Here is a 21,870-nt window from a genome sequence, read left to right as displayed (position 1 = left end):
CACGTGTTGCGGGCCTCGGGCCGCCGCGTCGGACTCAGCAGCGGCACAGGCAGAACGGGTGCCCAGCGGGATCGGCGTACACACGCCATCCGCGGGAGCGGTCCTCCGCGTCCAGCGGCTTCGCGCCGAGTGCGAGCACGCCCCGCTCGGCGACGTCCAGATCGGCGACGGTCAGGTCGAGGTGGAACTGCTGCGACCGCTCCGGCGCCGGCCACGCGGGCGGCACGAACCCGGGGGCGGCCTGGAAGGCCAGCGACCGGCCGTCGGGCGTCTTCACGTCCACCCAGTCCCCGTCGCCGTCGACGGTGCCGCCCAGCACCTCGGCGTAGAAACCGGCCAGCACACGCGGGTCGGGACAGTCCAGGACGACCTGACCCCGCTCGGCGAGCTGCTGGCGTCCGCGCCCCTCGTGGTGACCGTCGACGAACAGGACGGCTCGGCCCGCCTCGCTCCCCCCGGCCCCGCCGACGGGGCCTCGCTGCTCTCCCGCACGGCCGCCGCCGTGGCCCAGGCGCTGGTCGCGGGCACCTGGACCCGGCTGAAGGCCTGCGAGGCCGTGACCTGCCACTGGGCGTACTACGACCGCAGCCCGGCCGGCCGGGGCCGCTGGTGCTCGATGCAGGTGTGCGGGGCACGCGCCAAGATGCGCCGGTACCGGGCGAAGTAGTCCACCCGGTAGCTCGCCGGGTGGTTCACCGGCCGGGTCACAGCCCGGTGGTGCAGAATGCAGCAAGACGCCGGTTCGGCCGACTGAGCCTCGGCCGAACCGGCGTCGTCCGGCGCCGCTACGCGGTCGGGCGGCCCATGGCCCGGTAGGTCCACCCCGCCTTGCGCCACAGCTCCGGGTCCAGCGCGTTGCGTCCGTCGAGGATCAGCCGGTCCGTCGCGACCTCGCCGAGCGCCGCCGGGTCCAGGTCGCGGAACTCCCGCCACTCGGTCAGATGCAGCACGGCGTCGGCGCCCCGGACGGCGTCGAGCGCCGAGTCGGCGTAACCCAGGGTCGGGAAGAGCCGGCGGGCGTTCTCCATCCCCTTCGGGTCGTACACGGTGACCTGTCCGCCCTGCAGATGGATCTGCCCGGCGACGTTGAGCGCGGGCGAGTCCCGGACGTCGTCCGAGTCGGGCTTGAAGGTGGCGCCCAGCACGGCGATCCGCTTGCCCAGGAAGGAACCGCCCCCCAGCTCCTGCCGGGCCAGCTCCACCATCCGCCCGCGCTGGCGCATGTTGATCGAGTCGATCTCACGCAGGAAGGTCAGCGCCTGGTCCGCCCCCAGCTCGCCGGCCCGGGCCATGAACGCGCGGATGTCCTTGGGCAGACAGCCGCCGCCGAACCCGATCCCCGCCCGCAGGAACTTCTTGCCGATCCGGTCGTCGTAGCCGATGGCCTCGGCCAGCTTGGCGACGTCGCCGTCGGCGGCCTCGCACACCTCCGCCATGGCGTTGATGAAGGAGATCTTGGTGGCGAGGAAGGAGTTGGCGGACGTCTTCACCAGCTCGGCCGTCGGGAAGTCCGTGACGACGAAGGGGGCGCCCTCCGCGACGGGCGTCTCGTACACCTGCCGCAGCAGCGCCTCGGCCCGCTCGCTGCGCACCCCGACGACGATCCGGTCCGGGTGCAGCGTGTCCTGCACCGCGAAGCCCTCCCGCAGGAACTCCGGGTTCCAGGCCAGCTCGGCGTCCTCGCCGGCCGGCGCGAGCGCGGCGATCGTGCGGGCCAGCCGGTCGGCGGAGCCCACCGGCACGGTCGACTTGCCGACGACCAGGGCGGGCCGCGTCAGATGCGGGGCGAGGGAGGCGACGGCGGACTCGACGTACGACATGTCGCAGGCGTACTCGCCGTGCTTCTGAGGCGTGTTGACGCAGACGAAGTGGACGTCGCCGAACGCCCCCACCTCGGCCCAGTCCTGGGTGAACCGCAGCCGCCCGCTCGTCCCCTCGAACCCGGCGACGTGCCGGCGCAGCAGCTCCTCGAGACCCGGCTCGTACATGGGGGTCTCACCGCGCTCGAGCATCTCGATCTTCTCGCGCACGACGTCGAGCGCGAGCACCTCGAAGCCCAGCTCGGCCATGGCCGCGGCGTGCGTGGCGCCGAGATAGCCGGTGCCGATCACGGTGATCTTGAGGGCCATGGATGCTCCTGGTGGGGGTTGCCGTCACTGCGCGCCCGAGCATAGTCGGGGCGTATCGGCGCCCCTCACCGGGCAGATCACGAGGGGAGACCCCTGTCGCCAAACTCACGTATCCCTGTGATCGGCGGGACCATTAAAATTTGAGTTACTTAACGGTAATTAGCATCGGTAAACGCAGCGTCTTTGGAGTGTGAGGACACCTTGGCCGGATCGGCTGACTTCGACCTGTACCGCCCGTCCGAGGAGCACGACATGCTCCGAGACGCCATCCGCTCACTCTCCGAGGCGAAGATCGCGCCGTTCGCGGCGGTGGTGGACGAGGAGGCCCGCTTCCCCCAGGAGGCGCTGGACGCGCTGGTGGCGAGCGACCTGCACGCCGTGCACGTCCCCGAGGAGTACGGCGGCGCGGGCGCCGACGCCCTCGCGACGGTGATCGTGATCGAGGAGGTGGCCCGCGTCTGCGTGTCCTCCTCCCTGATCCCCGCGGTGAACAAGCTGGGCTCGCTCCCGGTCATCCTCTCCGGCTCCGAGGACCTGAAGAAGAAGTACCTGTCGCCGCTGGCCAAGGGTGACGCGATGTTCTCGTACGCCCTCTCCGAGCCGGACGCGGGCTCGGACGCGGCCGGCATGAAGACGAAGGCCGTCCGCGACGGCGACCACTGGATCCTCAACGGCGTGAAGCGCTGGATCACCAACGCCGGCGTGAGCGACTACTACACGGTCATGGCCGTCACGGACCCGACGAAGCGCAGCAAGGGCATCTCCGCGTTCGTCGTCGAGAAGTCCGACCCGGGCGTCTCCTTCGGCGCCCCGGAGAAGAAGCTCGGCATCAAGGGCTCCCCGACCCGCGAGGTCTACTTCGACAACGTCCGCATCCCGGCCGACCGCATGATCGGCGAGGAGGGCACGGGCTTCGCGACCGCCATGAAGACCCTGGACCACACCCGCATCACGATCGCCGCGCAGGCCCTCGGCGTCGCCCAGGGCGCCTTCGACTACGCCAAGGGCTACGTCCAGGAGCGCAAGCAGTTCGGCAAGGCGATCGCCGACTTCCAGGGCATCCAGTTCATGCTCGCCGACATGGCCATGAAGATCGAGGCGGCCCGCCAGCTCACGTACGCGGCCGCGGCCAAGTCCGAGCGGCTGGATTCCGACCTCACCTTCCAGGGCGCGGCCGCCAAGTGCTTCGCCTCGGACGTGGCGATGGAGGTCACCACGGACGCCGTCCAGCTCCTCGGCGGCTACGGCTACACCCGCGACTACCCGGTCGAGCGGATGATGCGCGACGCGAAGATCACCCAGATTTACGAGGGCACGAACCAGGTCCAGCGCATCGTGATGGCGAGGAACCTGCCGTAGCAGGGTTTTTGCAGGTCAGAAGCTGCCACTGACCTGCGGCCCGCGCAGACGGCGACAGCCCCCGGCGTGCTGCCGGGGGCTGCCGACGAGTTCCGCCTCGACCGAGCCGGGTGTCGCGGCCTCAGTCCTCGAAGCCCTCGGCCACGCGGCGCTCGCGCAGTTCCATGATCGCCCGGCGGCGGGCCAGCCGGTGGGTGCGTCGGATCTGGGCCTCCTGGTAGCGGCGCTCGTCGCGTTCGGTCTCCGGGAGGACCGGCGGGACCGCACGCGGCTTGCCGTCGGCGTCGACGGCGGCGAAGACCAGGTAGGCGGAGCCGACCTGGGTCGCCGGGGCGGACTCGTTCCAGCGCTCGGCCAGCACCCGCACCCCGACCTCCATCGAGGTCCGGCCGGTCCAGTTGACCTGCGCCTTGACATGGACGAGGTCGCCGACCCGGACCGGCTCCAGGAACGCCATCTCGTCCATGGACGCGGTGACGGCGGGCCCGCCGGAGTGCCGGCCGGCCACCGCTCCCGCCGCGTCGTCGACGAGCTTCATGATCACGCCGCCGTGCACCGTCCCCAGCAGGTTGGTGTCGGCGTGGGTCATGATGTGGCTGAGGGTGGTGCGGGACGCGGACGTGGGCTTGCCCGGGATGTCCGGGGTACTGCCCGAGTCCGCCGCGGTGACCTGGTCTGTCATGTCCTCCACCTTATGCCGAGGGGGACAACCCGGGACTTTGTGTCAGGTTGGCAACAGCGCGGCCCTGATTCTCCGACGACCCTTGTACGGCACACTGCCCTGCCCTGCACACTGGTCCGCATGAACGATTGGCCCGAGGGATGGTCCGACAGGGACCGCGGCAACCGGTACGGCGGCGGCAGCGCCAGCGCGCAGCCCGAGAGCGCCCGCGTCATGCGCCAGGTCCGCCGTGGCCGGACGGCCCCGCCGCAGGGAGCCGGCGTCCCGCCGCAGCCGTCGTACGTCAACGGCCAGGGATACGGCGACTACACCAACGCCCAGCAGACCGGGTACGACAGCGGTTACAGCTCGGGCCAGGTCTACGGGGGCGGCGGCGACTCCGGCGGGCCCGGCGACTTCGACACGCGCGCCCCGCGCCCCGCGCCGAACTGGCGACGCCGCATCAAGTGGACGGCGATCAGCCTGGTCACCGTGCTGGTCGTGACGACCGTCGGCACGTACTTCTGGGCCGACGGCAAGCTCAAGCGCGAGGTCGACCTGTCGAAGGTCATCGACCGGCCCGAGGGCGGCGACGGCACGAACTACCTGATCGTCGGCTCCGACAGCCGTGACGGCATGTCCGCCGAGGAGAAGAAGAAGCTGCACACCGGCTCGGCCGAGGGCAAGCGCACCGACTCGATGATGATCCTGCACGTCGGGTCCGACGGCGACACGCTGGTCTCGCTGCCGCGTGACTCGGACGTCGAGCTCCCGACGTTCGTCGGCTCCGAGTCCGGCAAGACGTACAAGGGCACCGGTCGGCACATCAAGCTGAACGCCGCGTACGCCACGGACGGCCCCGAGCTGCTGGTGCGCACGATCGAGTTCAACACCGGCCTGCGCATCGACCACTACGTGGAGATCGGCTTTGCGGGCTTCGCGAGCATCGTGGACGCGGTCGGCGGCGTCGAGATCACCATCGACAAGGCCTTCAAGGACAAGTACTCGGGCGCCGACTTCCAGGCGGGCAAGCAGAAGCTGAACGGCGAGGAGGCGCTGGCCTTCGTCCGCACCCGGCACGCCTTCGCCGCGTCCGACCTGCAGCGCACCAAGAACCAGCAGAAGTTCCTCGCGGCCCTCGCCCACGAGGTGGCGACCCCCGGCACGGTCCTGAACCCCTTCAAGCTCTACCCGACGATGAGCGCCGGCCTCGACTCGCTCATCGTCGACAAGGACATGGGGCTGTACGACCTGGGATCCATGTTCTTCGCGATGAAGGGCGTCAACGGCGGCGACGGCACCTCGCTGAACATGCCGATCTCCGGCTCCACCGGCGGCAACCTCGTCTGGGACAAGGCGAAGGTGAAGCAGCTGGTGAACGAGTTGAACAACGACGAGAAGGTGACCGTCTCCGGCAGCTGAGGCCGACGCGGGCAGAGTTCAGGGGCGTCCTGCGGGGCGCCCCTGAACGCGTTTCCGGCGACGGTCACATGGTGGCGCCCGCCATCGTCCGGCACATCTCGGCGCAGCGGCGACAGGACTCGGCGCAGCGCATCATCTGGGGATCGTCCGGCATGGCCATACACGCCTCGGCGCACATGTCGCAGGCCTTGGCGCACAGGGCGCACATCTCGGCCGACATGGGCGAGCGCCGCATCATCATGTCGGCGCACATGCGGGTCGTCTCGGAGCAGTCCATGAGCGCGCGCATGACCTGCATCTGGGCCTGGCCGCCCATCTGCAGGCAGGAGCTCATGGTCTCCTCGCACATGCTGTGGCAGGACATGCACGCCTCGACGCAGTCCTGCATCTGCCGGCTCATCGGGGTCATCGTTCCGGGCTGGGTCATGGCTCCTCCTGGGGGTCATGAGGGTGAGGGGCCGGGTGGTCCCCGGCGCCCGCTCTCCCGTCGTACGCCCTCCAGCGGGCTCGCGCCATCAGAACGGACGGCACCATTTCGCACTATTTGCACCAGAAACCCACGTGGCCGGGCTCTCGCGCCGACCCACCGCCCAGGACCATCAGGGTCACATCCCGGGGGAGTTCCCCGACGGGGGCTTCCCGGACGGGGCTTCCCGGACGGGGCATCCCTCAGAGGGTCTCCGGTGGGCACCCCACCTCGTCACCCCTGACGACCCCGAACCCGCCCTGTTCCGCACCCGCCGCCCGCACCGTGCGCACCTGCCGGAAGTCCGCGCCCGCGATCACCTTCAGGGTCGGCCCGAGCCCCTTGACGGCACGCAGCTCGCTGCCCGGCAGGGCGGTGGCGAGGGACTTGGCGGAGCGGTCCCAGCGGGGGTCGTAGGCGACCACCGTGCGCGGGGCGACGGGGCCGCCCGCGGCGACCGGCCGGCGGGTGGTGCGAAAGCCCGTCGCCGCCAGCGCCGCGTCCACCCGCCGGCCGAGCCCCGGTGTGCGGGTGCCGTTCTCGACCTGCACCCGGATCTGCTGCGGCGCCACCGGCACCAGCGCACCCCGGCGGCCGATCGCCCGGGCCGTCGCCGCGAGGGGCTCGTCGTCGCGCAGGGACGCGAACAGGCGCGCGGACTTCACCGGATCCCACATCAGCGTCGACCCGATCCCCTTCACCAGGTATCCCATCCGGCCGATGGGAACGGTGGCGAACTCGGAGGAGGCGGGGGAGAAGGAGCGCATCGCCCGCCCGAGGTCGAGCAACTCGTCGGCGCCGAAGCCCCGGTCGGCCCGCACCGAGCCCAGCACCGCCCGGGTCACGTCCCGGAACCGCAGCGGGTTCAGCAGGACACCGGAGGAGGTCGCCCGGTCCACCAGGGCCGCCAGGAAGCGCTGCTGGCGTTTCATCCTGCCCAGGTCGGAGGAGGCGTCCGCGTGCCGGGAGCGCACGTACTGCAGCGCCTCGCCGCCCTGGAGCGTGTGCCGGCCCGGCGCCAGGTCCAGGCCGGTGTAGGCGTCCTTCAGCGGCAGCGCCGTGCAGATCGGCACGCCGCCGAGGACGTCCACCGTCTTCATGAAGCTGGTGAAGTCGACCTCCAGGTAGTGGTCGATCTTCACGTGCGTCATGTTCTCGACCGTGCGGACGGTGAGCTGCGGACCGCCCTCCGCGTACGCCGCGTTGAGCCTGATCGGATGGCCGCCGTGCTCCTTGCCGGTCACCTGGTCGGTGTGCGGGGGCGTCAGCGCGTACGAGTCGCGCGGGAGGCTGACCACGCTGGCCCGCTCCCGGTCCTCCGAGATGTGCACGATCATGATCGTGTCGGTGCAGTGACAGGGAGCCCCGCCCAGACGGTACCGGCGGCGCTCCGCCGGCGTGATCCGGTCGCGGCCGTCCGTGCCGACCAGCAGGATGTTCGTGCCGTGACCGCCCCGCGGACGGTTCTTCATGTCCTTGAAGGGGTCGACCCGGGCGATGCCCGCGTCGAGGCTGCTGATCACCGAGTGACCGATGCCGGCGGCCGCGAGGAGCACCACCGACAGCGTGGTCGCCGCCCGCACGGCCCAGCGCGGGCGTCCGCGTCGGGCGGGGGGACGCGGCACACGGCGCCGCGGGTGGGGGCGGCGCGGGAACCGGGACGGCGTGATGGGCATACGGGGCACCTCCGGGCGGCGGCCGTAGGGCGGTGGTAGCCGTTGGAACATAGGCCCATACGATCTGTCGACCGGTGCAGCGCACCCGGCGGGGCGGGCCCTGTCCCCCGTTCGCGGTAACGTGAGCCCCCTATGAACGCCAAGCCCGACGTGCAGCTCCCCGCAGTGTCCGTCATCATGCCCGTCCTCGACGAGGAGCGGCATCTGCGCGGAGCCGTCCAAGCGATCCTCGCGCAGGAGTACGCCGGCGAGATGGAGGTCGTGATCGCCATCGGCCCGTCCACGGACCGGACGGACGAGATCGCGGCCCAGCTCGTAGCCGAAGACCCGCGCGTGCACACGGTCCCCAATCCGACCGGGCGTACGCCCGCCGCGCTCAACGCCGCGATCAAGGCCTCGCGCCACCCGATCGTCGTCCGCGTCGACGGGCACGGCATGCTCTCGCCGAACTACATCGCCACCGCCGTGCGGCTCCTGGAGGAGACCGGCGCGCAGAACGTCGGCGGCATCATGCACGCCGAGGGCGAGAACGACTGGGAGCACGCGGTCGCCGCGGCCATGACCTCGAAGATCGGGGTCGGCAACGCCGCCTTCCACACGGGAGGACAGGCCGGCCCGGCCGAGACCGTGTACCTCGGCGTCTTCCGGCGGGCGGCTCTGGAGCAACAGGGCGGCTACAACGAGGAGTTCATCCGCGCCCAGGACTGGGAGCTGAACTTCCGGATCAGGGAGGCCGGCGGGCTGATCTGGTTCTCGCCCGAGCTGAAGGTGTCCTACCGGCCCCGTCCCAGCGTCAGGGCGCTCGCCAAGCAGTACAAGGACTACGGGCGTTGGCGGCACGTCGTCGCCCGCTACCACGAGGGCTCCATCAACCTGCGCTACCTCGCCCCGCCCACCGCGGTGTGCGCGATAGCCGCCGGCGTCGTGGTGGGCGCCGCGCTCACCCCGCTGGGCTTCGTGATCCCCGCCGGCTATCTCGCGGCGATCGTCGCCGGCTCGCTGCCGGCCGGCAAGGGGCTGTCGTTCCGGGCACGGCTCCAGATCCCCGTGGCCCTCGCCACCATGCACATGTCGTGGGGCTTCGGCTTCCTGACCAGTCCCAAGGCGCTGGCCAGGAAGGTCATCGCGTCGCGGCGGCCCGCGGTCCTCAGCGACGCGCGCTGACCACCGCGGGAGCCCGCCGGACCCGGACTACCAGATGTAGTCCGGGTCCACGTGCATGCACTGACTGGTGTCGGAGGCGTTGATGGCGCCGGCGCTGTCGGGCGTCCTGTCGTTCTTCACCGGCGCCTTGTACGTCGTCCCCGACCGCCAGTCCGCGCCCACGACGACCGTGACGCCGGAGACCCCGGTGGACTTCTTCACCTGGCCCGCCGGAACGCCGAGGGCCTTGGCGACGGCCAGGGCGTCGCCCTGCAGGTCGTCGCTCGGGTAGCTGATCACCGTCTTCGCCACGGCGGTGGCGACCGAGGTGTCCGCGACGGCCTCGGTGAAGCCCTTGCCGGCCAGCGCCTGTGAAATGGCCGTGGCCCGTCCGCGGACCGCGCCCTGGGCGCTCGTCGACGTGCCGTTGTGGACCTGCACCGCGATCTTGTCGCTCGCGGCCGCCGGATCGGCGACCGCCGTCGGCGAGGGAGCGGCGGTGGCCTTCCGGGCGTCCTTGCCGTCCAGGGCGATGTCCTCGCGCACCAGACGGAACAGCTGCCCGGCGTCGTCCGTGGGCACCACGCGTTCGCCCTGGTAGCGGTTGGGCATCGTCGTCATCGTGATGCGGTCGGTGGGCACCTTCTGCAGCTCGCCCGCCAGGTCGTACATCTTGCCGATGGTGTCCAGACCGTCGTCGACGGTGATCGCCTTCGTGGCCGCCTCGGCGAGCTTGCGCAGCTTGTTGGGGTTGGTCAGCTTGGCGCTGGCGCGCAGCTCACGGACCATCGAGTTCATGTACATGTGCTGCGCCTTGGCGCGGGCGAGGTCGGTGTCGTCCTCGAAGCCGTAACGGGTGCGCAGCCACTGCAGGGCCTGCTCGCCCTTGACGGAGTGCGTGCCCTTCTCCAGCTTCAGGCCGGAGCCCTTGCCGGCGCTGGTGTGCGAGTAGACGTTGGCGTCCACGCAGACCGGGACGCCGCCTATCGCGTCCGCCATCGAGACGACCCCGGCGAAGTCGATCATCATGAAGTGGTCGATGTGGATGTCGGTGAGCTTCTCCCAGGTGGCCACCGTGCAGCCCGGGCCGCCGCGGCTGAGCGACGCGTTCGTCATCCCGCCGTGCAGCGCCGGGTAGCTCGTGCCGTCGTCGGGGTCGGTGCACTTGGGGATGTCCAGCAGCGTGTCGCGCGGCATGCTCACCACCGACATGTTGCTGCGGTCGGCCGAGACGTGCAGCAGCATCTGGACGTCCGCGAGCGGGGGGCCGCCGAAGTCGTACTTGGCGCCGCCGAGCTTCTGGTTGGCCGCGGTGTCGCGGGCGTCCGAGCCGATCAGCAGGATGTTCAGCGCCGTCTGGCCGTCCGAGTTGGCCTTGGTGCCGGCGGCCCGGTCCTTGGCGTCGCCGATGTTCAGGTCGTCGTGCCTGATGTTCGCGTTGAGGTGCTCGTAGTAGAGGTATCCGGCCCCCGCGCCCCCGAGTATCACCACCGCCAGCACGGTCGCCGACCAGCGCAACGCGCGTCGACGCCGGCGTCTGCGGTCGGTCTCCCGGCCGTCCTGCCGTCCGCCGCCGCGTCTGCCGTCTCCGTCGGACGCGCTCTGGTCGCGCTGTTCCCGCTCGGCCGAAGACGTCGTGTCCCCGGCCGCCGGGACATCCCCCCGCACCCCGCTGCTCCCCGCCATTCCCCTGCCCCTCCCCGCTGTGCACCTGACACGGGCCCGCCCCGCGTCCAGTCAGACGCACGACGGGCCCGAAGGGTTACCTACTTGGCGCACTGGACCTTGTCGGCCGTGGACTTCTGGACCGTGTCGGGCACCTTCGTCGCCGCCGTGAGCGAGACGCCCGCGCCCTTGAAGTCCTTGCCCAGCGTCAGCGTCATGGTCGGCAGACCCTGCGCGTTCTGGACGCTCCTGCCCGGCTTCAGCGCGGTGCCGGGCAGCCCCATGACCGCGGCCAGCTTGCGCGCCTGGGCGGCCTGGTCGGGCGCGTACTCGAGGGTCGTCTTCGCCAGTGCCGCGGGCGCGTTGCCGGCGTTCTCGGACTTCGTCACGCCCTCGTCGTTCTGCAGCCAGTTGAGAGTCTCCTGTGCGCTGCCGGGAGGCGCTCCGCCGTTCATCACCTGCACCCGCACCTCGGAGGCGGAGGACTGGGCGCCCTTCAGACGGGCCGCGGCCGCCTTGGCCGCCGCGTTCTTCGAGGCCGCGGCCTGCTGCTTCACCGCGGTGAAGGAGACGTCGTCCCTGATCATCTGGAAGACGGTGGGCGCCGAGGACTTGTCGAGGACGACCGTGGCCTTGACCTTCTCGGCCGGGTTGTCGACGACGGGGACGGTGGTGAAGGTCAGGTTCTTGATGTCGAGCTTGCCCAGCTCCATGCCCAGGTCCTTCAGCTTGTTGATGCTGTCGAGCTGGGAGTCGACGGCCAGTGCCTTGGTGCCCGCCTCCGCCAGCTTGATCATCTTGGAGGGGCTGGAGAGCGTGTCGTTCGACTTCAGCTTGCGCATCAGGGCGCTGAGGAACTGCTGCTGGATCTGGATCCGGCTCAGGTCGCCGCCGAAGCCCACGGAGTGCCTGGTGCGCACGAAGGCGAGGGCCTGCTCGCCCTGGATGAGGTGGGTGCCCTTCGACAGCTTCAGGTGGGAGTCGGCGTCGTTGATGTCCTTGGCCAGGCACACCTCCACCCCGCCCACCGCGGTGGTCAGCGTCTTCACCGCGTTGAAGTCGGCGACCATGAAGTTGTCCGCCTTGATCCCGGTCAGCTCGGTGACCGTGCGCACGGTGCACGACGGCGTACGGCCGTCCTGGCCGAGGCTGGTGTTGAAGCGGACGCCTTCCGAGCCCTTGATGACCTTGTCCGTGCCGTCCTCCTGCTTGGTCTGGCAGTCCGGGACGTCGACGATCAGGTCGCGCGGGATGCTGAGCGCGGTCGCGTTCGTGCGGTCCTTGGAGACGTGCAGCAGGATCGTGGTGTCCGCGTGGCCGACGCTGCCGGAGTCGCCGTAGCCCTCGTTGCCGGAGCCGGTGCGCTTGTCGGTGCCGATCACCAGCAGGTTGATGGCCTTGTCCTTGCTGAACCCGCCGGTGCTCGCGCCGTCGTCGGAGACCGACGTGATGTTGCCGTTGAGGTGCTCGATGTACAGGTAGGCGGCGCCTGCCGTGCCCACGATCACGAAGGCCATGATCCCGCCGGTCCACACCAGGATCTTCTTCGCCCGCGACTTCTTCTTCACCGGCCGCCGGCCGCGCCGGCTCGCCGGTTCCTCCGGCGGCGCGCCGCGGCGCCGTCGCGGCCCGGGCACGTCGGCGCTCGGCGTCGCCTTCCCGGGCGGCGACGGCGGCGACTGCCGGTCCGGCTCGGCGGCGCGTGAGCGCGCCGGGCCCCCGTTGCCGCCGCCGGTCCTGCCGGAGGCGGATCTACGGGGTCCGGGCACCGGCGACTGCGGTGCGGAAGTACTCAGTCGCAGTTCGTATTCGCCGGTGTCCGGATTGAGCACCCACTGGTCTGCGGGGTCGATGTTCTCCGCCCGCCCACGGCCTTGCGCGTCCACGGTTGTCCGAATCCTCCGTCGGGGCCACGCGGCGCCTTTCCCCCTCAAGGCGCTCGGGTCTCGGTCACACGGTGCGCGACCCCAGGAAGGACCTCGCGGCCGGGTGCACCGGATCGCTCACACTATCCGCCCAGTTCGGAGTCGAGCGACGGCCGTGACAAATTCCACGCCCCTACAACCGGGCAATTCGCCCCATTTCTTTGAACTCCTGTTCGGCGGAAGGGGCTGCCTTGGCAAGCGCTTTACCCGCAACCGTCCTCGGCGGCGGTGTTTCCGCGGAAGGTGGGCACGGGCGGGCTGGGCGAAACCGCCTCGTGAGCCGTGCCGTTCGCCGCCGGAGGCCGGTACGGTCCGTGGCCGACCGACTCCGAAGGGGCGGATTTCGTGGGAAGTTCCCGGGAAACCATCACCGGTGTGTCCGTCCGCAGCCGATCGAAGAGTTTCTCCGCCTCGGGTTCCACCAGTTGGTCGCGATTGGCGTTGTAGACGTACGACTCCCGCGGAACGGTCAGGAATTGCACATGTTCGGTGGGAATGTTCCGCAGGCCGCGCACGAGTTCATACAGGCCGCGCAGACTCGCGAGATCCGGATCGGTGGTGAGCGAGGACGTGGCCGCGTCCAGCACCGGATACAGCTTCACCGGGTTCAGCAGGACGTCGTTGCTCTGCACCTTGTTGACGAGCGCCCCCAGGAACCGCTGCTGCCGGTCCATCCGGCCGGTGTCGCTGCCGTTGCCGAGGGACTTGCGGGCGCGTACGTACCCGAGCGCCTGTTCCCCGTCGAGCGTGACCTTCCCGGCCGGCAGCCGCAGCCGGGCCGCCTTGTCGCTGATCGGCTCGGACAGACAGACCTCGACCCCGTCCACCGCGTCGACCATGTCCTTGAACCCGCTGAAGTCGACGACGACGTGGTGGTCGATCCGCACCCCGGTGAGCTTCTCCACCGTGCGGATCGTGCAAGCCGAACCGCCGGCCTGGAAGGCGTAGTTGAACATCGTGAACATCGGCTCGGTGTGCGTCCCGTCCGGCCGACGGCATCCCGGCACGTCCACCATCAGGTCGCGCGGCAGGGAGACGGCGGTGGCGCTGCGCCGCCCGGCCGCCAGATGCAGCAGGATCGTCGTGTCGGACCGCTCGGACCCCAGGTCGCGCCCGTACTCCTCGTTGCCGTCCCCCGACCGCGAGTCGGACCCGATCACCAGGACGTTCGTCGCGTCCTTCACCAACGACGTCGGCCGCTCCTTCGCGTACCGCGCGAGCTCCGCCGCGGCCGCGTCGTCGGGCGTGATGTTCCCGTCGAGCTTCATGTAGACGGCCCACCCGGCCACCCCGGACCCCAGGACGATCACGGCCACGGCCCCCGCCCCGTACCGCGCCCACCGCCGCCGGCGCCGTCGCGCGAGCCCGCGCCCGTCGGCGGACGCCCCCGTCCCCGGCCCGAGAGGCCCGCCGCCCCGCCCTGCGAAGTGCGTCACGTCCGATCCCCCTCCCGCTTCCGGTCCCGCCGCGGCCCCGCCTCGGCCGCAGGAGCGCGGGAGCCGTCCCCTACGACGATGGCGTGAACGGGGGCGAAGGGGTGCCCGGGAGTGGGCCGAACGGCTGAGACGGCCCCGGGCTCCGGGGCCGTTCCCGTCGACGGGGGCACTCGCCCGCCGACCCGTGGCGCGCCTACCGACCCATGGCACACCCGCCGACCCATGGCGCGCCCGCCGACCCAGGCGCGCCCGCCGACCCACGGCGCGCCTACCGGGCCGTGGCCGTCACCCGCTCGCTCTCCACGCGCCGGGCCACGGTCTCCTCGTCGGCCTGCGCCAGGTTCCGGCACAGCACCACCGAGCCGCCGCTCGCCAGCGGCGCGAACAGCCCGGCGCTCAGCCCCTCCCAGGTGTCGTACGGCAGCCCCGACAGCAGCCGCGCCCCGGGCCCGGTCAGCCCCAGCCCCGAGGCCGCGGCCCGCGCCCGCTCCACGATCTCGGCCCCGGTGTACTCGGCCCCGGCGACGATCAGCGCGGGCTCCTCCGGGTCCACCGGGACGTACGGAGCGAACCGGTCCCCGAAGCTCGGGACGTCCACGGCGTAGTCGTCGTACCCCTCCGGAGGAGCGGGCACGAACCGCCGCCCGAGCGGAGCCAGCGACAGCGCGTACCGCTCCCCCCGGCATGCCAGCCCCGCCTCGAAGCGTCCGGGGCCGGCCACGACGAAGTCCGCCCGCGACGGATCCCCGGCCACATCCGCGACGACCCCGGTCGACGCGCATGCCAGCAGCCACACCGCCGTCTGCCAGTGCGCGGGCAGCAGCAGCGCGACCCGGTCGCCCGGCTCGGCGGACAGCCCGTCCTGGAGGAGGTTCGCGGTCTTGGCCACCCAGTTGGCGAAGGTGGCCACGGACAATTCGACCCGCTCGCCCGTGGCGTCGTCGTAGAAGGTCAGCAGGGGGCGCGCGGGATCCGCGGCGAGTGCGGAACGCAGCAGGTCGGCAGGGGTGCGATCGGTGGCAGTCACCCGCAGAAGCGTACGCGTCGGCCGTGCCGCCGCACCGGCCGCCGGGCCTTCGCGGAGCCACCGGTTCGGCGCAACGGACGCCGACGGTCCGTCAATTCCCCGATGGACAGATATGTATGACTATGTCCAGGATCGTTGGCATGCGTGGATTGCTTGCTTCCTCGATCGGCGTCACCTGCGCGGCGGCTCTCGCCCTCCCGCTGACGCCGCCCGCCGACGCGGCGACGGTGCGACCGGCACCGGCCGCGGAGGCGGCGTCCGCCGGGACCCTCAGGGCCACGAGCTCCGACACCCGGACCACTTCGACCCGACCCGGCGTCCCCGGCGTTCCCGGGGCGCCCGACCTTCCTGACCTCCCGGGCAGCACCCAGTCGCTGCCCCTCACCCCGCTCACCGGCGACCGTGCCCTCGGCGGCTCCCTGGGACTGTCCCGCCGGGAGGTGCGCCACTTCTCCCTCCTCGGCGTCGTCTGGGACGACCCGTCCGCCGAACTCCACGGCCGAGTCCAGGTCCGCACCCGTCCGGCCGGCGCCGACGCCTGGTCCGGCTGGCAGGACGTGGAGACCCACAACGCCGACCACGGCGCCGACCCCGGCACCACCGAGAGCGTCTCGGGCCGGGTCCGCGGCGCCACGGCCCCGCTCTGGGTCGGCGACTCCGACGGCGTCGAGGTCCGCGTCCGCCCGGAGACCGAACGCCGCACGGAGGAGACGGGCCGCGGCGCCCGCACCCTCTCGACCGTCCTCCCGCTCCCGGCCGGCCTGCGCCTGGACCTCGTCGACCCGGGCGAGGCCGCCCCCGAACACGTCCCGGCGGGCCCCCCGCACGGCCGGACGCTGTCCCCCGAGACCGACCCGCCGGGCGAACCGGGCGCCATGGACGGAACCGACGCCGGGTCGACCGGGGAGAACGGGCCGACCGGCGAGAACGCCGGGGCGACCAAGACGGGTGAGACGTCGAACGACATGGCGGCCGACCTGTCGGCCGAGGCCACCGCGGCCTCCGCCGCCAACGAAGCCCTCGCCCCGCCCGGCGCCCTGGAGATCCCGGGCCTGGACCGCACGGCCACCGAACGCGAACTCTTCGCCCTGCGCGGCGACGAGTTGACGCAGGCCCAGCGGGCCACGCCGTACATCGGCCCGCGCCCGACCATCGTCACACGCCGCGGCTGGGGCGCCGACGAGAGCCTGCGCGAGAGCGGCTTCCGCTACACGACCAAGGTCAAGGCCGCGTTCGTGCACCACACGGCGTCGGGCAACAGCTACAGCTGCGCCCAGGCCCCGTCCGTCATCCGCGGTATCTACCGCTACCACGTCAAGAGCATGGGCTGGCGGGACATCGGCTACAACTTCCTCGTCGACAAGTGCGGGAAGATCTACGAGGGCCGCGCCGGGGGAGTGGCGAAGCCCGTTCTCGGCGCCCACACCCTCGGGTTCAACACCAACAGCATGGGGATCGCCGTCCTCGGCACCTTCGGCAGCGCCAAGCCCAACGCCGCCACGGTCGACGCCGTGGCCCGGCTGACGGCGTGGAAGCTCGGCCTCTTCGGGGCGAACCCGAACGGCAGGACATACCTCACGTCCGGGGGTGGCAATCTCTACGCGAAGGGAAAGAGCGTGCGACTGAACGTGATCTCGGGCCACCGGGACGGGTTCGCCACGGAGTGCCCCGGCAAACAGCTCTACGGCAAGCTCGGCTCGGCCCGTTCGACCGCGGCGCGCTACCAGGGGCGTTGAACCGATCGGTGGGCGCTCGACCGGCCGGTCGCTTTCGGGAGCTCCGGGGCCGGGGGAGGTCCCGGAGGCCCCCGTGCCCCGAACGGCCGGAGCGCGCATCCGGATGGGGGCACATTCCGCGGCCGTCGGGGGGGACAGTCTGCCGGGACCGGGACGGAACGCCCACGGCCTGGAAGTCGCCACACAAGGGTCTGCATACACTGGCCGGCCGAATGACAGTTCGGCCGGTCCCGGCAGGAAGCAGAGACGAAAAGGTGACTGAAGCGATCCTCCTGGTCGGCGGCAAGGGCACCAGGCTGCGCCCGCTCACGGTGCACACGCCCAAGCCCATGGTCAGGGCGGCGGGGGTGCCGTTCCTCACGCACCAGCTGGCGCGGGCGCGAGCGGCGGGCGTGGACCACATCGTCCTGGCGACGAGCTATCTGGCCGAGGTCTTCGAACCGTACTTCGGCGACGGCTCGGCCCTTGGCCTGCACATCGAGTACGTGACGGAGGAGGAACCCCTCGGCACGGGCGGCGCGATCCGCAACGTGGCGTCCCGTCTCACCTCGGCCCCGGACGACCCGGTCCTGGTCTTCAACGGCGACATCCTCACCGGCCTGGACATCGGACGCCTGGTGGCCACCCACGAGTCGACCGGCGCGGACGTCTCCCTCCACCTCACCCAGGTGACGGACCCGCGCGCCTACGGCCTGGTCCCCACGGACGAGACGGGCAGGGTCCTGGCGTTCCTGGAGAAGCCCCAGACCCCCGAGGAGATCGTCACCGACCAGATCAACGCGGGCGCGTACGTCTTCCGCCGTTCGGTCATCGACACGATCCCGCCGGGCCGCCCGGTGTCGGTGGAACGCGAGACGTTCCCCGACCTGCTCTCGGCCGGAGCGCATCTGCAGGGCATGGTCGACTCGACGTACTGGCTGGACCTGGGCACCCCGGCCGCGTTCGTCCGCGGCTCGGCGGACCTGGTCCTCGGCCGGGCCCCGTCTCCCGCGGTCCCCGGCCGCTGCGGCGACCGTCTCATCCTGCCGACGGCGCGGGTCGCCCCCGACGCGAAGCTGACGGGCGGCACGGTGGTGGGCGAGGGCGCGTTCGTCGCGGAGGGCGCGCGGGTCTTCGGCTCGACGATCCTGCCGGGCGCGGTCATCGAACCCGGCGCCGTCATCACCGACTCGCTCATCGGCGCCCGGGCCCGCGTCGGCGAACGCTCCGTCCTCACCGGGACGGTCATCGGCGACGGCGCGGTCGTCGGCCCGGACAACGAACTCCGCGAGGGCGCGAGGGTGTGGTGCGACGCGAGGATCCCGGCCGGAGCGGTCCGCTTCTCGTCGGACCAGTAAGCGCCCTCAGCGCGCCCGGGCCCCTCCGAGGAGCACCCCGTGAGGGGTGCCCTCTGAGGGGTGCCTTCCGGGGGTGCCTTTCGAGGAGTGCCTTGTCGGGCGGGCGCCTTCAGGGAAGTGGGGACGAGGCCGTTCGGGCCGATACGGGGGCCGGAGCGCGGCGTCGGCCCGGCCTTCCCTCACAGCTTCCCGATGTCCCACCGGGGCATCTTCGGAACCCGCCGGGGCGGCACGCGTCCGCTCAGCAGGATCAGCCGGGCCGCCCGGTGCCGCTGCCCCGTCTGCCCCGGCTCCCGCCCCGCGTACGGCTCCAGCAGCTCCAGCATCACGGCGTCGTCGGCCTCCCGGTCCCCGGCCAGCGCGAACCCCACGATCCCCGGCAGATGCAGATCCCCCACGGTCACCGCGTCCGCCGCGCCATGGCTGCGCTGCACGGTCTCCGCGGACGTCCAGGGACCGACCCCCGGCAGGACCTCCAACCGGGCCTGCGCCTCGGCCGGCGCCATCCGCATCGCCTCCTCCAGCCGTCCCGCCACCCGTACGGCCCGCAGGATCGTGGACGCCCGCTTGTCGTCGACCCCCGCCCGATGCCATTCCCAGGACGGGATCAACGCCCAGGTCCGTGGCGCCGGCATCACCCACAGCAGGCCGCCCGCCGCCGGCCCGGGCGCCGGCTCCCCGAACTTCCGCACCAGCAGCCGCCAGGCCCGATACGCCTCGTCGGTGGTGACCTTCTGCTCCAGCACCGACGGGATCAACGACTCCAGCACCAGTCCGGTCCGCGTCAGTCTGAGCCCCGGTCGCCGATGCCGCGCCAGCGCCACCACCCGATGCCGGGGCTCGAACGCCTCCGGGGTGTCCGCGGCCCCGAGCATCTCGGGCAACTGCTCCAGCAGCCACTCGGCCCCGGGCCCCCACGCCTCGCCGCGCACCGCGCCGTCGCGGGCGGCGACGCGCAGTGTCCCCGGACCGGCGGGAGTGAGGCTGGCCCGCCACACGGACCCGTCCGGCGTCGCCCGGAACGTCGGATCACCAGGTCCCCGGCGCAGCGGCCCGAGCACCAGCCCGAGGTCGAGCGGGCCCTTCGGCGTCCAGTCGCGCACCCGCCCGGGCGCCGACGCCTGCCGCGGCACGCCCGCGGGCACACCGACATGCCCGCCGCGCACGGTCGTGCGCGTGGGCCGAGGAGAGAAGCGTCCTGCCACGATGGATGTCCCGGGTCATACGAAAACGGCTGCTACGAGAGTAGGCGCACCGCTCACCCCGCACCCCGCCGACCACGAACATCACGCTCCGGATCATCCGCACCGGTGGCACCCGTCGCACCACCCGAACCGGACGCCTCACCCACACCGGCCGCGCCCAACGGCCGCCCACACCACCCGCGTCGCCCGAGCCGCGGGCCGTTCCGTACCCCGACCCCCCTCGTGTCACCCGCAGCGCGCGATCCGCCCCGAGGGCCACACCCTGTGCCGAACGTCTCGCCCCCACAGCGAGCCCCCGCCCGCGCGGAGCACGACACCTCCCCCGGGTGTGGCGCTGCTCGGTGCGGCGGGCGCGCGCGGCGCACCGCCGCACCGAACCGCCGCGGCCTCAGCGCACCACGACGAAGTCGCCGACCTCCCGCTCCGGGCGGGACCGTGGCTCCTCCGCCGCGTGTCCGACCGCCACCGCTCCCATCGGGTCCCAGCCCTCCGGCAGCGCGAGCACCTCCCGGACCACGTCCCGGCAGAACATCGTCGACGACACCCAGGCGGACCCCAGCCGCTCCCCGGCCAGCGCGACCAGGAAGTTCTGCACGCCGGCGCCGGTCGCGACCACGAACATCTCCCGCTCGGCCGCGTCCCGCCGGGCGTCGCCGTAGGTGTGCGACCCGTCCATCACCAGACAGGGCACCACGAGATACGGCGCGTTCCGCAGTACGTCCCCCCGCCGCACCCGCTTGGCGATGGACTCCTCGGACTTCCCGTCCCGCCGCAGATCCGCGATCCACGCGTCCCGCATCGCGTCCAGCAGCCGTGACCGCGCCTCCTGCGACTCCAGCAGCACGAACCGCCACGGCGTCGTGTGATGCGGCGCCGGCGCGGTGACGGCCGCCGCCACCGCCCGCCGTACCGCCCCGGGGTCGACCGGCTCGTCGGTGAAGGACCGCACGGTCCGCCGCTGGGTGACCGCCGACCGCACCGCTTCCGAGGTCCCGAGCCGGAACATGTCGTCCCGTGCCCCCCGCACGAGTGCCCGGGCCCCCTCCTCGGCGCCCTCGGAACCGACCACATGTCCCAGACCCCGCACCACGGCCACCGGAAGCCCGGCGGCCTTGCCCTTCACGAGGTCGCCGGCGGCGGCCAGCTCGTCCGCCGTGGCGACGACCGTCGCGCTCAGCGCGTTGCCGTGCGCGTCCGTGTCCCCGCGCAGATCGTCCAGCACCCGTACCCCGGCGGCGCCGATCGCCACGTCCGTGAGCCCCGCCCGCCAGGGCCGCCCGAAGGTGTCGGTGACGACGATCCCGACATCGACGCCGAGCGCGTCCCGCAGCCCGTCGCGGAGCGCCCGCGCCGACGCGTCCGGGTCCTCCGGCAGCAACAGCACCGTCCCCGCCGGGGTGTTGGAGGCGTCGACCCCGGCCGCGGCCATGATCAGCCCCTGCCGGTTCTCGACGATCCGCAGCGCCCCGCGGCGGGCCACCACCCGCACCGTCTCCGCGTCGATCGCCGCCTCCCGGTCGTCCGCCCGGACGATCCGCCCCTCCGCCTTGGACACGATCTTCGACGTGACCAGCAGCACGTCCCCGTCGGCGAGCCCCGGCTCGGCGGTGGCGATGAGTTTGGCGAGGTCGTCCCCGGCCCGCACCTCGGGCAGCCCGGCCACGGCCCAGACCCGGTAACCGCTCTCCGAGGATCCGCTCATGTGCCCCGCACCTCCTCCGCCAGCCGCAACGCCTCGCGGGCCATCTGCGTGGTCGCGTCGAGGTCGCTCATCATCAGCGGGACGGCGCGGCAGCGGATCCCGGCCGCCTCCACCCGCTCCACGGTGTCCGCGTCCACGGTGTCGACGAGCCAGCCGTCGAGCAGTCCCGAGCCGTAGTGCTCGGCCACCGCCGCGGCCGTCGACTCCACGCCGACCGCCGCGAGCACCTTGTCGGCCATGCCGCGCACCGGCGCGTCCCCGACGATGGGGGACAGGCCCACCACCGGCACCCCGGCCTCGGCGATCGCCTCGCGGATGCCCGGCACCGCGAGGATCGTGCCGACGGAGACCACCGGATTCGACGGCGGGAAGAGCACGACGTCCGCCTCCGCGATCGCCTCCAGCACCCCCGGCGCCGGCTTCGCCTGCTCCGCGCCGACGGGCACGACCGCCTCCGCCGGCACCGACGCCCGCAGTCGCACCCAGTACTCCTGGAAGTGCACGGCCTTGCGCTCACCGTCGACGTCGACGGCCACATGGGTCTCGACGCGGTCGTCCGTCATGGGGATCAACCGCACGCCCGGCTTCCAGCGGTCGCACAGCGCCTCGGTCACCGCACTCAGCGGATAGCCGGCGCCGATCATCTGCGTCCGCACGATGTGCGTGGCGAAGTCCCGGTCGCCCAGACCGAACCAGCCGGGCCCCGCGCCGTAGGCGGCGAGCTCCTCCTTCAGATGGAAGGTCTCGTCGGCCCGCCCCCAGCCCTGTTCCTCGTTGATGCCGCCGCCGAGCGTGTACATCACCGTGTCGAGGTCCGGGCAGACCTTCAGCCCGAAGAGATGGATGTCGTCGCCGGTGTTGCCGATGACCGTGACGTCCGCGTCCGGCACGGCCTGCTTCAGACCGCGCAGGAACCGGGCACCGCCGATGCCGCCTGCCAGAACCACAATGCGCATGAGCGCAAGTCTCGCAGGCGGCGCC

General features: G+C 72.1%; 18 protein-coding genes. 6 read left to right on the top strand and 12 right to left on the bottom strand.

The genetic code is table 11. The features are described 5' to 3' along the window. Window positions 1-34: 34 nt before the first annotated feature. Window positions 35-430: a VOC family protein gene (locus BG482_RS09730; RefSeq protein WP_069768658.1), complete on the bottom strand. Its 396-nt coding sequence runs from the start codon at window positions 428-430 to the stop codon at window positions 35-37. Between BG482_RS09730 and BG482_RS09725 the strand changes: the two genes are divergently transcribed. Further along, on the top strand, window positions 410-667 hold the full coding sequence (locus BG482_RS09725; protein WP_370745769.1) for a CGNR zinc finger domain-containing protein: 258 nt from the start codon (window positions 410-412) through the stop codon (window positions 665-667). The genes BG482_RS09730 and BG482_RS09725 overlap by 21 nt on opposite strands. Window positions 668-785: 118 nt before the next feature. Here the strand turns inward: BG482_RS09725 and BG482_RS09720 are convergent, their stop codons facing one another. Further along, window positions 786-2,129, bottom strand: coding sequence for a UDP-glucose/GDP-mannose dehydrogenase family protein (locus tag BG482_RS09720; RefSeq protein ID WP_069768526.1), 1,344 nt, complete (start codon window positions 2,127-2,129; stop codon window positions 786-788). A gap of 201 nt (window positions 2,130-2,330) precedes the next feature. On the opposite strand from BG482_RS09720, the gene BG482_RS09715 reads away from it, so the two are divergent. Beyond that, the gene (locus BG482_RS09715) at window positions 2,331-3,488 is read left to right on the top strand and encodes an acyl-CoA dehydrogenase (protein ID WP_069768525.1); all 1,158 of its coding nucleotides are present in this window, start codon (window positions 2,331-2,333) and stop codon (window positions 3,486-3,488) included. A 121-nt stretch (window positions 3,489-3,609) separates the two neighbouring features. Here BG482_RS09715 and BG482_RS09710 read toward each other — a convergent pair whose 3' ends face one another. Next, window positions 3,610-4,170 carry an acyl-CoA thioesterase gene (locus BG482_RS09710; protein ID WP_069768524.1) on the bottom strand — a complete coding sequence of 187 codons (561 nt, stop codon included), beginning with the start codon at window positions 4,168-4,170 and terminating at the stop codon, window positions 3,610-3,612. A gap of 120 nt (window positions 4,171-4,290) precedes the next feature. Between BG482_RS09710 and BG482_RS09705 the strand changes: the two genes are divergently transcribed. Then, a complete protein-coding gene (locus BG482_RS09705; RefSeq protein ID WP_069768523.1) occupies window positions 4,291-5,571 on the top strand; it encodes an LCP family protein in 1,281 nt (426 codons plus the stop codon). Window positions 5,572-5,635: 64 nt separating this feature from the next. Here the strand turns inward: BG482_RS09705 and BG482_RS09700 are convergent, their stop codons facing one another. Continuing rightward, on the bottom strand, window positions 5,636-5,998 hold the full coding sequence (locus BG482_RS09700) for a four-helix bundle copper-binding protein (RefSeq protein ID WP_069768522.1): 363 nt from the start codon (window positions 5,996-5,998) through the stop codon (window positions 5,636-5,638). A gap of 242 nt (window positions 5,999-6,240) precedes the next feature. Further along, window positions 6,241-7,713 (bottom strand): LCP family protein, encoded by a 1,473-nt coding sequence (locus BG482_RS09695; protein ID WP_079141717.1) that lies wholly within the window; start codon window positions 7,711-7,713, stop codon window positions 6,241-6,243. A gap of 132 nt (window positions 7,714-7,845) precedes the next feature. On the opposite strand from BG482_RS09695, the gene BG482_RS09690 reads away from it, so the two are divergent. Continuing rightward, window positions 7,846-8,877, top strand: a complete 1,032-nt coding sequence (locus BG482_RS09690; protein ID WP_069768520.1) for a glycosyltransferase family 2 protein — start codon at window positions 7,846-7,848, stop codon at window positions 8,875-8,877. 27 nt (window positions 8,878-8,904) lie between these two features. On the opposite strand, the gene BG482_RS09685 is transcribed toward BG482_RS09690, so the two are convergent. The 4 genes from BG482_RS09685 to BG482_RS09670 all read right to left on the bottom strand — a co-directional run bounded on the left by BG482_RS09685 (window position 8,905) and on the right by BG482_RS09670 (window position 14,909). Next, on the bottom strand, window positions 8,905-10,542 hold the full coding sequence (locus BG482_RS09685) for an LCP family protein (protein WP_079141716.1): 1,638 nt from the start codon (window positions 10,540-10,542) through the stop codon (window positions 8,905-8,907). An 80-nt stretch (window positions 10,543-10,622) separates the two neighbouring features. Then, window positions 10,623-12,407, bottom strand: coding sequence for an LCP family protein (locus BG482_RS09680; protein ID WP_079141715.1), 1,785 nt, complete (start codon window positions 12,405-12,407; stop codon window positions 10,623-10,625). Window positions 12,408-12,649: 242 nt separating this feature from the next. Next, entirely contained in the window at window positions 12,650-13,762 is a 1,113-nt protein-coding gene (locus tag BG482_RS09675; RefSeq protein ID WP_370745768.1) for an LCP family protein, read from the bottom strand. Between the two features lie 388 nt (window positions 13,763-14,150). Continuing rightward, window positions 14,151-14,909: a TIGR03089 family protein gene (locus tag BG482_RS09670; RefSeq protein WP_069768518.1), complete on the bottom strand. Its 759-nt coding sequence runs from the start codon at window positions 14,907-14,909 to the stop codon at window positions 14,151-14,153. Window positions 14,910-15,049: 140 nt separating this feature from the next. Here BG482_RS09670 and BG482_RS09665 point away from each other — a divergent pair, with 140 nt between their 5' ends. Beyond that, a complete protein-coding gene (locus BG482_RS09665; RefSeq protein WP_069768517.1) occupies window positions 15,050-16,645 on the top strand; it encodes a peptidoglycan recognition protein in 1,596 nt (531 codons plus the stop codon). Between the two features lie 254 nt (window positions 16,646-16,899). Further along, on the top strand, window positions 16,900-17,982 hold the full coding sequence (locus tag BG482_RS09660) for an NDP-sugar synthase (protein ID WP_069768516.1): 1,083 nt from the start codon (window positions 16,900-16,902) through the stop codon (window positions 17,980-17,982). A 179-nt stretch (window positions 17,983-18,161) separates the two neighbouring features. Here the strand turns inward: BG482_RS09660 and BG482_RS09655 are convergent, their stop codons facing one another. The 3 genes from BG482_RS09655 to cofD form a co-directional block, all read right to left on the bottom strand. Continuing rightward, window positions 18,162-19,187, bottom strand: coding sequence for a DNA-3-methyladenine glycosylase (locus BG482_RS09655; RefSeq protein WP_069768515.1), 1,026 nt, complete (start codon window positions 19,185-19,187; stop codon window positions 18,162-18,164). Window positions 19,188-19,575: 388 nt separating this feature from the next. Further along, window positions 19,576-20,889: a coenzyme F420-0:L-glutamate ligase gene (locus BG482_RS09650; protein ID WP_069768514.1), complete on the bottom strand. Its 1,314-nt coding sequence runs from the start codon at window positions 20,887-20,889 to the stop codon at window positions 19,576-19,578. Next, entirely contained in the window at window positions 20,886-21,845 is a 960-nt protein-coding gene (gene cofD, locus BG482_RS09645; protein WP_069768513.1) for a 2-phospho-L-lactate transferase, read from the bottom strand. The genes BG482_RS09650 and cofD overlap by 4 nt, the downstream gene beginning before the upstream one ends. Window positions 21,846-21,870: the final 25 nt, after the last annotated feature.

This window comes from Streptomyces sp. LUP30 (assembly GCF_001746365.1).
Taxonomy (GTDB): Bacteria; Actinomycetota; Actinomycetes; order Streptomycetales; family Streptomycetaceae; genus Streptomyces.
Note: the sequence above shows the minus strand (reverse complement) of the source record. Positions and strands in the feature narration are given on the sequence as shown.

Bases quoted from the DNA above. Each gene is read 5' to 3' on its own strand.
- BG482_RS09720 (WP_069768526.1), bottom strand. From the start codon at position 2,129: ATGGCCCTCAAGATCACCGTGATCGGCACCGGCTATCTCGGCGCCACG.
- BG482_RS09695 (WP_079141717.1), bottom strand. From the start codon at position 7,713: ATGCCCATCACGCCGTCCCGGTTCCCGCGCCGCCCCCACCCGCGGCGC.
- cofD (WP_069768513.1), bottom strand. From the start codon at position 21,845: ATGCGCATTGTGGTTCTGGCAGGCGGCATCGGCGGTGCCCGGTTCCTG.
- BG482_RS09700 (WP_069768522.1), bottom strand. From the start codon at position 5,998: ATGACCCAGCCCGGAACGATGACCCCGATGAGCCGGCAGATGCAGGAC.
- BG482_RS09665 (WP_069768517.1), top strand. From the start codon at position 15,050: ATGCGTGGATTGCTTGCTTCCTCGATCGGCGTCACCTGCGCGGCGGCT.
- BG482_RS09690 (WP_069768520.1), top strand. From the start codon at position 7,846: ATGAACGCCAAGCCCGACGTGCAGCTCCCCGCAGTGTCCGTCATCATG.
- BG482_RS09685 (WP_079141716.1), bottom strand. From the start codon at position 10,542: ATGGCGGGGAGCAGCGGGGTGCGGGGGGATGTCCCGGCGGCCGGGGAC.
- BG482_RS09705 (WP_069768523.1), top strand. From the start codon at position 4,291: ATGAACGATTGGCCCGAGGGATGGTCCGACAGGGACCGCGGCAACCGG.
- BG482_RS09710 (WP_069768524.1), bottom strand. From the start codon at position 4,170: ATGACAGACCAGGTCACCGCGGCGGACTCGGGCAGTACCCCGGACATC.
- BG482_RS09650 (WP_069768514.1), bottom strand. From the start codon at position 20,889: ATGAGCGGATCCTCGGAGAGCGGTTACCGGGTCTGGGCCGTGGCCGGG.